Origin of the sequence: Pseudomonas meliae, assembly GCF_001400515.1 — a bacterium.
In the GTDB taxonomy this organism is placed as follows: domain Bacteria; phylum Pseudomonadota; class Gammaproteobacteria; order Pseudomonadales; family Pseudomonadaceae; genus Aquipseudomonas; species Aquipseudomonas amygdali.
The window spans coordinates 1-12,973 of the sequence record NZ_LJQT01000026.1; the positions used below are offsets into that span (position 1 = coordinate 1).

General features: G+C 57.1%; 5 protein-coding genes and 2 pseudogenes. 4 read left to right on the forward strand and 3 right to left on the reverse strand.

Annotated elements, in window-relative coordinates; translation table 11 throughout:
• Positions 1-65: 65 nt before the first annotated feature.
• On the reverse strand, positions 66-1,010 hold the full coding sequence (locus ALO64_RS01160; protein WP_005735165.1) for a bestrophin family protein: 945 nt from the start codon (positions 1,008-1,010) through the stop codon (positions 66-68).
• A gap of 460 nt (positions 1,011-1,470) precedes the next feature.
• On the opposite strand from ALO64_RS01160, the pseudogene ALO64_RS01165 reads away from it, so the two are divergent.
• A pseudogene (locus tag ALO64_RS01165) lies at positions 1,471-2,840 on the forward strand (type III effector).
• Positions 2,841-2,926: 86 nt separating this feature from the next.
• Here ALO64_RS01165 and ALO64_RS01170 read toward each other — a convergent pair.
• Complete coding sequence (locus ALO64_RS01170) at positions 2,927-4,174, reverse strand: pectate lyase (RefSeq protein ID WP_002552393.1); 1,248 nt, start codon at positions 4,172-4,174, stop codon at positions 2,927-2,929.
• 303 nt (positions 4,175-4,477) lie between these two features.
• Between ALO64_RS01170 and ALO64_RS01175 the strand changes: the two genes are divergently transcribed.
• From ALO64_RS01175 to ALO64_RS01185, 3 genes and pseudogenes are all read left to right on the forward strand, one after another.
• A complete protein-coding gene (locus ALO64_RS01175) occupies positions 4,478-4,972 on the forward strand; it encodes a CesT family type III secretion system chaperone (protein ID WP_002552394.1) in 495 nt (164 codons plus the stop codon).
• A pseudogene (locus tag ALO64_RS01180) lies at positions 4,969-7,050 on the forward strand (restriction endonuclease); the annotation flags it as partial. The gene ALO64_RS01175 and the pseudogene ALO64_RS01180, both read left to right, overlap by 4 nt.
• A 214-nt stretch (positions 7,051-7,264) precedes the next feature.
• Positions 7,265-7,654 (forward strand): type III secretion system chaperone, encoded by a 390-nt coding sequence (locus ALO64_RS01185; protein ID WP_002552395.1) that lies wholly within the window; start codon positions 7,265-7,267, stop codon positions 7,652-7,654.
• A gap of 48 nt (positions 7,655-7,702) precedes the next feature.
• Here the strand turns inward: ALO64_RS01185 and ALO64_RS01190 are convergent, their stop codons facing one another.
• Positions 7,703-12,847 carry an AvrE-family type 3 secretion system effector gene (locus ALO64_RS01190; RefSeq protein ID WP_044345089.1) on the reverse strand — a complete coding sequence of 1,715 codons (5,145 nt, stop codon included), beginning with the start codon at positions 12,845-12,847 and terminating at the stop codon, positions 7,703-7,705.
• Positions 12,848-12,973: the final 126 nt, after the last annotated feature.

The window sequence follows — 12,973 nt, forward strand, 5'->3', positions numbered from 1 at the left end:
GAAACCCGGGGCGGTTCAGGCTGTGAAAATTTGCAGGGTTGGCCGCTAGCGCTTATATCCGCCCCTCAAACGGCCAGCCGATGCGCTTTCCAAGCATCACCGTCCTCGCTTTGCGAGCCTGTCCACAGCAGCTGCTTTTCCGGCGCACTAAACATCGAACGCAGGTTTTTTTCGATGGTGTTGCACAAGTCTTCCATGCGAATCTGGTGCTGACTGCTGCCGAAGGGCGCTTGCAGGTCGGTGCCGATACGGTCCATTGCTAGTAGGAGGCAGCCGACTACTGTGGATATCGCCGGGGTGAACCAGCCCAGGGTGGTTACCATGCTCAGTGGCATGATGACGCAGAACAAGGTGCTGAACAGCTTCGGAAAATAGACGTACGGGTAGGGCAGAGGTGTGTTGGCGATGCGTTCCATGCCGCCCTGGCAGTTGGACAGTTCGACCATGGTCGACTCCAGTCGTGCCAGACGAATGCTGTCGATGCGTCCCGCTGCAAACTCTTCGGAGATGATGGCTGCCGAGCCGTTCAGAATGTCATTGGGAAAGTTATTGCTATCAGAGGCCCGACGAATTTCGGCGTCCGACAACAGTCCGTCGAGTTTTGCGGTGCCGACATCGCCTTTGAGATGGGCCCGCAGTGCCCGCAGGTAGGCCACGTGGCGATGAAACAGCACTTCTTTCACCGGGTTGTTGCGATCATCGGTATTACCTTCAATCAGTGTAATCACCTGGCGGCCATAGCTGCGTGAGCTATTGACCATCGCGCCCCACAACGTACGCGCTTCCCACCAGCGGTTGTAGGCACTTGTGTTGCGAAAGCTGATCAGCACGATCAATGCCGAGCAAAGCAGCGTGAGAGGCATCAGCGGGAAATCGATGCCCTTGCCTTCGATCAGCATGACATCCATCGTCACAGCCAGGTCCCAGAGCAGAAGCCAGAACAGCGACCAGCCAACATAGGTCACTGTTCTGCTGATGCACCGCCATTTTTTTTCGAAAAGACCCGTCATTACGGCACTCCCTTGCTGGGTTGGAAAAAGGCTGTGCATGTTCATTGAACACGCTATGCCGCGAACTTACGCCGCTTGCCTTAAAGCCCGCTTAATTTCCAGGTGCGTAATCTTCAACACGGTTTGCTGTGCTGTTTCGGCTGGAGCCTTTGAGTTCGGCATGCACAGGTCATGCACTGGAACCGTCAACGCATCCGGGACCACACAGCCTTTGTCGATCCTGTTCAATTGGCGGGTAGCCGGACGTTTCGCTGTTTCTGGCGTTGTTTGATCGACACTTCGCTGCATTGCTTTCGCGCAACTACTCGTTCCGGACAAGCCCGCCTCAGCGTTTTGCTGTTCAAACTCCGTAGACCGAGAGGGAATTTCCATGCACATCAACCGATCCGCCCCACAACCGCCCGGTATTGAGATGGAGAGCTTTCGAATCGCGTCTGACGCGCCTCTTGCTTCCAGTTCTGTGCGGTCCGTCAGCTCCGGTGCGCAGGACAATCTGCATGCGATTACTGATTACCTGAAGGATCATGTGTTCGCTGCACACAAATTGCCGTTGACCGACTCATTGGAGGACCACGCTGCCATTCATGCTCATAACGAGCAGATCGATGCGCTGATCGATGCGCGCGCCAGGCGTTTGAGCGAGCAGGGCGAAACCCGTGCAAGCATCGGAGAAACATTTGCCAAGGCGGAAAAGTTCGACCGATTGGCGACTACGGCATCAAGCGCGTTACGGGCCACGCCATTTGCCGCGGCTTCGGTGCTTCAGTACATGCAACCGGCGATTAACAAGGGCGATTGGCTACCTGCTCCACTCAAGCCGCTAACCCCGTTTATTTCCGGGGCGCTGTCGGGAGCGATGGACCAGGTGGGCACCAAGATGATGATCGCGCGACGGGTGATCTGCATTATCTGAGCACCTCGCCGGACAGGCTCCATGATGCGATGGCTACTTCCGTGAAACGCCACTCGCCAGGGCTTGGCAGGCAGGTTGTGGACATGGGGATTGCGGTGCAAACGTACTCGGCGCGCAACGCAGTACGCACGGTATTGGCGCCGGCACTGGCGTCCAGACCAGCAGTCCAGAGTGCTGTTGACATCAGCGTGTCGGCGGCGGGTGGTCTGGCTGCCAACGCAGGCTTTGGCAACCGCATGCTCAGTGTGCAGTCGCGCGATCACCTGCGTGGTGGTGCATTCGTGCTCGGCCTGAAGGATAAAGAGCCCAAGGCTGACCTGAATGAAGAAACCGACTGGCTCGATGCTTACAACGCGATCAAGTCGGCCAGCTACTCAGGTGCGGCGCTTAACGCTGGCAAGCGGATGGCCGGCCTGCCACTGGACATCGCGACTGACGGGCTCAAGGCGGTGAGAAGTCTGGTCTCGGCAACCGGTCTGGTACAAAACGGTGTTGCCTTGGCGGGCGGTTTCGCAGGGGTAGGCAAGTTGCAGGAGATGGCGACGAAAAACATTACCCATCCGGCGACCAGTGCTGCGGTCAGTCAGTTGACCAACCTGGCGGGTTCGGCAGGCGTTTTCGCAGGCTGGACCACCGCTGCACTGGAGACTGACCCTGCGGTTAAAAAAGCCGAGTCGTTCATACAGGACACGGTGAAGTCGACTGCGTCCAGTACGACAGATTATGTCGCCGACCAGACCGTAAAACTGGCGAAAACCGTCAAAGACAAAGGCGGGGAAGCGCTCGTCAATACCGGTGCCAGCTTGCGCAACACGGTCAATAACCTGCGTCATCGTCCCGCTCGTGAAGCGGATATCGAAGAGGGTGGTATTGCGGCTTCTCCAAGTGAAACACCGTTTCAGCCTGGGCGGTCGTAAGCAAACTGTAAGTTGCAATTAGACGGTAAAAAGGGGTGGGCTCAACGAGTGAGGCCACCCCTTTTTTCCAGCTGTCCGGTTGGGATTCAAAGCTCTGTGTGTTGGGTCGAGGCCTTGGTTTTATCATAGGCATGTTTGACATCGGTCATGGCGATGTTGCTGGTCTCCAGCTGCAGGTCTTCGCTGTCGCTTTTTACCAGTGCGAACTTGCCGTGATTAGCGTCTACACCGTCCAGCTTGATATTCATGTCATCAAACTGCTTTTCACCATTGGTGCGAACCAGCGTTCCGAAATTGTTGGCTTCGAAACCAGTGATGTTCAAATGAGTGTTCGCGTTAAGTTGGACAACCTTATCGTCTGCGTTTTCAGCACTGCTGTTTTTGATTTGCAGATTGGTCACCTTTGCGCCTCCCTCGCCCTTGACGGTGATCATGTCCTCCCCGACGTTTTCGGCGTGCACGTTATCGATGGTGACTTGCTGGGCGTCCTTGGCTTTCACGTGTATGCCATCCACTTCGTTCTCACCCAGGTTAGCGTTTTTCAAGGTGGCGCCTTCTGCCAGTTCGAACAAAGGCTTCTGGTTTTCGCTCTGGTCTCCGTTACCCATCGACTTGTCGGCGGTGAAGGTTGCGCCGTGTGCGTCATAGACTGTGTTGGCAGCGACTTTGATGGTGTCTTTCACCACAATGACCTTGCCTGCCTGGTCGTTGGCGCCCGCTGTATCCGAAACCGGACCCGTGCCTGAGGTATGGTTGGGGTTGGCCAGTTGCGGTGTGATTTGCGGTGTTACGCCACCATCGTTCTCGCTGCTGCCTTCGACAGAAGGCGTGTTGCCACCTGTTGCAGTGGGTGCAGGGCTATCGCCGCCGTCACCGCCTGTTGCAGTCGGCGTATCGCCACCGCCATCGCCCGTTGCGGCTAGCGTACTGCCGTCACCGCTGTCCCCGCTATCGGTTGAAGGCGTACCGAGCCCGCCATTGTTCTGAAAAGGGTCCTGCCACTCGCTCGAGTCCTGATCTGTGTCCTGTTTTTTATTAAGGTTCATGAGCATCTGCAGCAGTGAAACAATCAATGCACTGAACAGCTTGATGAGGTTGGACTCGGGGTTTGCTGTGTTGTTGGCATCCTGCGGGCTCTGCACGCTGTTGTCAGGTTGCCCGAAACTGACGTTTTTCGGTGCGGCGCTGTTGAACAGCATGGCACCAGCGTCTACGGCCTGTGGGGCGTTCTCATCGTGGAATGTGTTTGTCTGCGGGCTTTTTTCACTCAGCGCCGAGAAGTCCAGCGCGGCTGACGTGGGTTGGTAGGGTGTGGGGGTGATACCGATGCTCATGATGTTTTACCTCGATGGGGTGGACATATGAACCAGCGTCGTCTTCCGGATTTACCAGCGTCGGTCGCCGTGTCCCTGTCAGTTCTATAGGTCGACGAGGAATTCGCCAGATGTCGCTCGAAGTGAGTGGCAAAGCGAGGTGAGCGGTTCCCGTTTCGCCGCTATTGATGGCGATGTTTTCAATACGCCATCCCTGGTGCGCTTGACGAGCACACGGAACCAAAACGCCTTTACATTCGACTCAGTGCGGAACACACCGACAGAGAAACGGTGTGGTCTCATATCGCACTCAGAGGCCGTGAAATGAACAATAATGACTCGTACCACACCCTGATAAATGAAATCTGCGCGCTCAGCCTTATTTCCACGCCTGAACGTTTTTACGAGTCTGCCAATTTCAAAATCAGCGAAGTGGACTTCACACTTCAGTATCAGGATCGCGATGAGGGCCGTGCTGTTTTGATTTACGGCGACATGGGAGCGTTGCCGACACGCAATCGTGACGCTGCATTGCTGGCGTTGATGGACATTAATTTTCATATGTTCTCGGGTGCCCATAGCCCGGTTTTCTCCTGGAATGCTCAGACCAGTCGGGTATTGCTTATGGGTTCCGTGAGCCTGGAGCGAGCCTCTGCCGAAGGCGTGCTGCTGTTGATGAAGTCGTTCGCTGATTTGGCGAACGAGTGGCGCGAGCATGGGTTCATCGGGCGGGTCAAAACAGCAGGTGCCCCGGTTGAGCAGCCTGTTGCCACGGCAGCCAAACGCGAGAGCCTGTCGGCCTCAGGGAGGTTTCAATGAACACTCCGCGAATCGGTGGATCGGGCGGCATCGAGCTGGCCCGGATAAACCAGCAGCACGATGCTATTTCCGCCCAGACCGCTCACCCGAATGCAGTGACGCCAGGCATGAATCCGCCGCTGACTCCCATCAGGCAAGGCCGCACGCAGCAGAAAGCTCGGCTACCGGTGCCGCGCGGCTGAATGTTGCGGCGCGACACACGCAGCTTTTGCAGGCCTTCAAGGCTGAGCCTGCGACGGCTCCGGTCAGCGGCGCGCCGATGATCAGCTCGCGTGCCGCGTTATTGATTGGCAGCTTGCTGCAAGCTGAAAAGCTGCCTTTTGAAGTCATGGCCGAGTGTCTCTCCCCTGAGCGCTATCAACTGAAGCAGTTTCATGGTTCGGACTTGCAACAACTGCTGGACAAGTTTACCCAGCCGGGTCAGGCCCCCGACAAAGCCGAAGTCGGTCAACTGATCAAGGGCTTCGCGCAATCGGTCGCCGATCAACTGGAGCACTTTCAGTTGATGCATGACGCTACGCCCACCAGGACAGGCCCGCATGCCAACGAGGATCGGGCGACTCTTGCCGTCAGTCAGACAGCCATTGGCGAGTACGCCGGTCGTGCGAGCAAGGCAATCGGCGAAGGGCTGAGCAAAGGCATCGTGTCGCTGGATGATCACATCGCTGCACTGGATGTGAGCCTGCAAAGTGCCGAAGAGGGCGCCAAGGACGCTTTGCACGCTAACAGACAGGCGCTGGTTGATGCGAAAACCACTCTGGTCGGCCTGCACGCCGATTTCGTCAAGTCGCCAGAGGCCAAACGCCTTGCTTCGGTCGCCGCACATACACAACTGGACACCGTCGTCAGTGATCTTGTCACTGCCCGCAACTCGGTTGGCGGCTGGAAAGGTGCCGGGCCGATTGTTGCGGCTGCGGTTCCGCAGTTCATGTCGTCAATGACGCACCTGGGTTATGTGCGTTTGTCTACCAGTGACAAGCTGCGAGAGGAGGTGCCTGAGACCAGCAGCGACGCCAGCATGCTCAAGGCGGCGATAAGGCATTGCCCACGAGACAGTCAACAGCGTAGTGAAACTGGTGTTTCAGGCTGCCTTGCAGAAGACTGGCCTGAACGAGCGCTTGAACATGGTGCCACTCAAGGCTATCGATACCAATTCGGTGATTCCTGACCCCTTCGAACTGAAAAGCGAGCACGGTGAGCTGATCAGAAAAACGCCCGAGGAAATCGCTCAGGACAAGGCTTTCGTCAAGGGCGAACGCGCGGTGCTGAACCAGAAGAAGGTCCAGGGTTCGTCCACCCATCCGGTGGGTGAACTGATGGCTTACAGTGCCTTTGGTGGTTCACAGGCCGTGCGCCAGATGCTCAACGATTTACACCAGATCAATGGTCAGACGCTGAGTGCAAGAGCCTTGGCATCCGGCTTTGGCGGGGCGGTGTCTGCCAGTTCGCAAACGCTTTTGCAGTTGAAGTCGACGTATGTCGATCCCGCAGAGCGCAAAATTCCGGTAGTCACGCCAGACCGAGCCGAGACAGAGCTGAAAAAGGACCTGGCCAAAGGTATGGACCTGCGCGAAGCCTCGGTACGTACCACGTTCTACAGCAAGGCAATATCGGGTATTCAGAGCTCGGCGCTGACCTCGGCACTGCCGCCCGTGACAGCCCAGCCGGAAGGCGCGCGGGGTACGCTCAGTGTGGGGAATATCCTGCGCAATATGGCTCTGGCCGCAACGGGCTCGATTTCCTATCTGTCCACGCTTTACGCCAACCAGTCTGTCACCGCCGAAGCCAAGGCGTTGAAGGATGCGGGGATGGGAGGCGCAACGCCGATGCTGGATCGTACCGAAACAGCCTTGAACAACATCCGCTACCCGAACAGGGCATCGCTGCCACATACCCTCCAGCCGAGCACGTTGAGCGGTATTCCAAGGGCTATGGAAAGCGCTTATCACATGGGCCGAGGCGCGTTGCAGCTGCCAACCCAGATCGCCGTGGACACGGTTCGAGTGTTGGCAGACGGTGCGCTGAACGGCGTGTCGTCAGCACGCGCTGCGCTTACGCCAGCAAAACCGCCTGAAGCTCGCGGTCCGTCGACGAGCTCCGGAACACGGCCCCAACGCCGCCATCCAGCCCCACAGTGCAGCGGCCGGCACCCTCCGTTCCGTTTGACGACGAGCAGTTGCGGGCGCTCGAAGAAGGCTTGCTCGCTCCGCGTTGATTCCAACGCCGGGCACAGTCCGTACCTGTCTGCTGTCCGGCTGATTCAGACTGCTTTAACTTTAAAGGACTATAACGATGAGAAACCCGACACCCGATTTTGCCCGCTTCATCAACGCTCTGGGCGTCCAACTCGGTACATCACTGGCCTTGCAGAATGGCGTATGCGCCCTTTACGACGGCCAGAACAACGAAGCGGCGGTCATCGAATTGCCCGAGCACAGCGAAATGGTCGTCTTTCATTGCCGAGTAGGCCGTTGTCCGGAGCGTTCCACTGATCTACAGCGCCTGTTGAGCCTGAACTTCGACGTCGCCCGTTTGCACGGTTGCTGGTTTGCTGTCGATCAGGGCGATGTACGTCTATGCGCCCAGCGTGAACTGGCATCGCTCGATGAGCCGGCGTTCTGCGACGTGACTCGCGGCTTCATTTCCCAGGCTCGTGAGGCTCGCGCATTTCTACAGGCTTGAATAAAAAAGCGCCGCGTAAAAGCGGCGCTTTTTTCACTGTTTGCGTTTTCAGCTTTTCAGTTCAAACCCTTCTTGCTTCAACTTGCTCGCCGCTTCCTTGAGCGACGCCGATGGCCGCGACAACTCGCCGTCAAAGGTGTAACCAATCGGTTTGTCCTGGTCTGCGCCATAAATGAAGTTGATGCGCCCCAGCGTTTTAGTGACGCTCATATTCGCTCCGCTGTTATAGCTGACCAAGGGGGTGGGTGAGGTGAAGTTTTCAGCCTGAGTCGCGGTGTGGAATACCACCAGGCGCTTGATGCGCATCTGGTTGCGGTCTCCCAGAAGGGCGGAGAGGTCGCTTTGGGTCATGGTGCCGTCCAGGCTACCTTCGTCGATTTTATCGACCAGCGAGTCCTTCGGTTCCAGCCGTACGCGCGCCAGTGTCCCTATGCTGCCCTCCATGTCCTTGAGCATGGCGCGGAGTTTCGGGTCCTGGCGCATGAACTCGGCAACCCTGGCCGCATTGCCGGGGGCGCTCGCTTCACGCACTGAGCCCATGATTTTGGTGAGTATGCTTTCACTGCTCAGGCCGGAGAGGTTGGTTTTGCTGGTCTCAAAACGTGCGTTATCCATCACGCTGTGCTTATTGACTGATGCCCGATGCTCGACCGCCCCGCGTTTCAGACCACGAAGCGCTTTGTACTGCTTGTCGTTCTGCCATTGAGTGTCGGCAAACAGTTCTTCAAGGCCGTCGAGGTGCGCCTGAATAACCTCATCCGGTTTCTTGCCTGCGTAACGCGCATTCAGCGGGTAGGCCAGTTCGGCCAGTTTTGCTTTGGTCGTGCTGTCCTTGAATGCCTCGCCGAGGCTTTTAGACAGCTTGCCCAAACCTTCGGTGGTTATCGGCTTGGCGACGTTATAGCGAAACTTGACCCGTTTGACAGTCCTGTTCTCTACGCTGAAATTGACCGCTACTCCCAGATTGTTGGCGGCTGACTGTGACGTGGGCGTCGGTCCCGGGGCGGAGGCCGGTGTGCCCGTGGGGGCCGTGTGGGTGCAGCCGATCTGCCCGCGAAGCTGCCCGCCAAGCGTTGCGTTGTTGAGAAAACGCGGGCGGTTCTTGCCGCCTTCGCGCAACTCGGTCTTGTCGTTTTTCTGGGTCAACGAGTAATCGGTGTAGGTCATCAGGTTAACGGTGATGTTCGCCGCGAATCCGCCGCGTACCACCGCAGAGAACGAATTGCTATTGGGATCGGCATCCGGGTCTCTGTCTTCGGTCAGGTTTATCCCAGAGCGTAGATCGGCAGTTCCGCCCGTCGTAAGGTCGAAGTTGAATCGCCGAGCCTGGTAGGTCTCATGGTCTACTGCTTTTTTAAGCACCTGCAATGGATTCAGCTTGCCTTCAAACAGGTCGTCGACGAATGCGTCGATGTCTTCATCCGGAACATTGAAGACCACGCCGGCACGTTGGCTGGCAGCGACGGTGGCTGTCACGTCCACGCCCAGGCGAAAGTTGGGGGGCAATGTGCGGTTGTTACCGACGTCGACACTACGAGCAGGATGGTTTTCGTCAAAAAAGCCCGGCCAGTAGTCTTTGCCGGCACCGAAGCCACCGCTTACGTTTCCCGCACCTTCGCTGATCAGGTACAGGGTAACGCCGCCCTCGCAACGCTCGGCATTGAGTATGTAGTTACGGTTGCCGGTGGTACCTGCCGTTGGCCATATTCCTGTGGCCTTGTCGGCAAGAATGATGAACGGGGTGGTAAGGTTCAGTCCGTAACTGCGTTGCAGCCCGATTTCATCGTCGCCATGCTCCAGTTGCTTGAGCATGCTTTTGAATTTCCCGGCCAGTTCCGCCTGGTCCTTGCTGCCTGTGGCTGCGCGCATGTTGACGCTCACCGCATGATCAGCTTTTTTGAATGACTTGAGGAATGTCTTGACCGCTTCATAACCGCTTTCCAGCGCTTTGTTATCGGTAAAGCCCATGTCTGTAACTACCTTGACCGGGTTTTCGCCGTAAGTCACATCACGCAGCGTCGCCAGTTTGTTTTGTAACGGATCTATGTCGGCTTGCGGCGGTAGCTGTTCGACCTCGTCGAGCAGCGCGCCGAGGCTTTTCAGCGTGACCAGATCCAGCGCCAGACGCGCTTTACTCAGGCCATGCTCCTCACTGGCATCGCGGCGCTGCCCCAAGGGTACATCGGCTTTCTGGTGGCTGAGTTTCAGCCCTTGATACTTCAGCGTGCCGAGTAACTTTTTGGTGGGGTTTTCAGCAGACGGAGCAACTTGAGTCAAGGCGTCCTGAAGCTCCTTGACCAGGTCATGTCCAGAGCTTTTGAAGTTGAGCTTTGTGCCCAGCTCAGCAAGTTTCTTGCCGAACTGGGTGCGCACCGACGGCTTGGCCAACTCACCGTGCTGGTTAAGAATGCCATCTTGTTGCCTGAGGTTTTTCACCTTGCCATAGCTTTGGCCGATAGACATCAGCGCCGTATAGCTGTGATTTTCCAGCTCTTCGCGCAGGGTTTCCAGTTCCTTGACCAACGTAGCGCCTTGAGGCCCCAGTTTTGATTCCAGTGCGGCAATGCGCGCTTTCAAATCCTTGCCCGGGGCTGGCGGCCTGCCGCCGGACTCATTGATCAGCTCCAACTGCTTGAACAGCATGGACTCGGTTTCATAAACCTCATTCAGACCCAGACGACCGTGGTGGCGATGTTGAATACTGTTGCCAACGTTCTTCATCCAGCGGGGCACTTCTGCGGTGTTTTTGTAGACGTTGGCGCGCATGAATTCGCGGGTGCTGGCTTTTTTGGATTTCTCCACACCGCTGCGCCCGAATGCATTGATGTCCATTCTGAGCGTCAGCCCGGTTTTTGGAATTCGCCAGGTCTTGTTCGATCCCGTGATTCGCGAGTGCACATCATTCAAACCGTTTTCTTCTACCGGGCGCTGCTCGAAAGCTTGCCATTTGCCTGCACTGAGCCGCATCAGACCCTGGCCCTCGGCGTCTTCGACCTGGGCGCTGAGCACGTTGTCGTCATTGGCGAAAAGTGCCTTGACCGGCTGACCCCCAGGTAGGGCAACCGGCGTCCAGCGGGCGCGCATCTGATCCCCCAGCTTTGTCGATTGCCAAGCTTCCTTGGGCAGGCAATAAAGCCCGCCGGTACTGGTGAGCGCATGAAGGTTCTGTTTTTCATCCAGAGCAAGGCTCTTGATATCGCCTTCCAGGCCGGGGATATCGAGAGTGACGGGTTTGTGATCCTTGCTGTGGGCGGTCAGCTTGTTCTGGTCATCAAGGGCGACGAAGCTTTTGTTGCTGACCATTGCAAAGGCTGTGATCACCCGGTCGTCGAGGCCTTCGATTTCCTTGCCCATCTCGACTGTTGTCGAGCGCGCGGTCTGGGCCAGCGCTGTGTTGTGGTCAAAGGCCATGTTGGGGTGTTCAGGAGTCACCTTGAGCGCGTGCAGTTTGCCGCCCTTGAGCACATAGGCGTTACTGTCGGCGCCGCGTTGCAGGCGGTCAATATCTTTTATACCGGCGTCTTTCCAGCATTCGGGCGTCGCATCCCAGCGCTGAATGCGTCCTTCGCTCAGGCCAACCAGACCCGCACGATCAAGGTTGAGCCGGTCAGCGGCGGTGGGCGCCGGGGGCATGGTCAGCCCGCGATTGTTGCTCAGTACCAGAGCATTGGTCAGGTTCCAGCCGCTTTCCAGTTTTGAATCCTGCTCATTGAGTGCGTGGGAGTGAATCTCGCCCTGGCGGTTTTTGATCAATGCATGCACACGGCCGTCATCCCCGTTGATGAATCCGGTGACGCTGTCGTGGCCACCCAGCGGCAGGCCTGCCAGTTGAAAGTTTGCCTGATCGGGCGTCAGCTTCAATTGCGGATCATTGCTTTCAAATGCACTACGGTCCGCGCTGTAAAGTCTGCCTTGGGTGTCTGCTATGAACAGCTTGTTGTCGCTCAGGCCGACCGCAGCCGCTTGCGCCTTGCCGCCGTCGAGTTCGAGCGCTTTTGTTTTCTTCTCGGTCAGATCGCCAATCACCGGGCTCATGTCTGTGAGCAGGATCGCCTGAGTCTCCTTGCCGCTGAGCAATGCCGCTCTGTTGTCCGGTGCCACCGAAAATGACTGCAGATCCTTGACTTCGATGTGCGGCATGAAAGGGCTCGTGAGGTCGACTACCACATCGTCGCTTTTCGCATAGACCGAGCCGTTGCCGCCTGTGGCCAGACTATTGAAAGCAATGTCCTCCGTGCCTTCAGGCGCTTTCCAGCGAGCACTGAGCGGGTCGAACTGATAGAGCCGGTCTTCATGCACACGCATACGCTCGCCGTCGTGCCTGAGAAGCACGCCGGTGATGTGAGCGATGTGCGCCTTGCCGGGCAACTCTTGAGTCTTGCGTCCGCTGGCGGTGTCGATGTGAATGTTGCCGTCTTCACGCTCCAGTTTCACCGCTGGCGGTTTCTTTCCTTCTATATGCAGTGCTTCTTTGCTGCTGCGGATCAAGGCTAGCGAACTGTCGTCCTGCGCCAGGTGCAGCAGGTGCCCGTTGGCCTGTAGCAACTGATGGCCGTGCACGCCGTCTTTGCTTTGATGGGCCAGGTAGGTTTGCATGGGGGTGGCGAGAATGGAATCCAGCAATGGGGCCAGGCCGGGAGTATTGAACGTGGAGAAGTCAGGCTTTCCCTTGGCGTCCAGTTGAATGCTGCCTTGTGGCTCTGAGTTGCGAACCAGTTTTTCGTCTTTCAGCTCGAAACGGCCTCCGTTGCTGCGCGTCATCATCGATTGCCGAGAACTCTGGAGCGTCGCCGGCTCGTCCGGGTCTTGGGCTTTGGTGCCGGAAGTGCTGGCGCCGCTATGCCCCGCACGCGTCACTGGCTGGCGCGTATCGTCCAGGTCATCAAGACTATTGCTCGATAACTGAGATACAGGCGCTTTGTCTTTGGCTGTCTTCGAATTTGAAGTGGGCTGTGTAGGCTTGACGTTTTTTACGGTGGGAGGCGTGGCCGCTTTCTGCTGCGGTGCCTTGGATTTCTGGAACAGTTTGCTGACGTTCTTCAGCGCTCGCTTGCCGACACTGCTCAGTGAGTGCGAGGAGCGTTGTTTGGGTTGTTCGATTTTTTGCTGTAGATCCGTTGCAGCGTTCGTGTTTGCCGGGACTGGCGGCTGAATGATGTTCCCGGTGTTGCGGTGGATCGATGATGAATGCACGGTGAATCTCCCTCTCCATGTGCCACTGATGACAGCCTGATGCAAAGCTTGGAAATTCATTCATTGGCTGAGTGGCACCTGATAATGAAGGGTTCCATCGCAAATACTTAGGATTCTCCGATCAAG

Bases quoted from the DNA above. Each gene is read 5' to 3' on its own strand.
- ALO64_RS01160 (WP_005735165.1), bottom strand. From the start codon at position 1,010: ATGACGGGTCTTTTCGAAAAAAAATGGCGGTGCATCAGCAGAACAGTG.
- ALO64_RS01170 (WP_002552393.1), bottom strand. From the start codon at position 4,174: ATGAGCATCGGTATCACCCCCACACCCTACCAACCCACGTCAGCCGCG.
- ALO64_RS01175 (WP_002552394.1), top strand. From the start codon at position 4,478: ATGAACAATAATGACTCGTACCACACCCTGATAAATGAAATCTGCGCG.
- ALO64_RS01185 (WP_002552395.1), top strand. From the start codon at position 7,265: ATGAGAAACCCGACACCCGATTTTGCCCGCTTCATCAACGCTCTGGGC.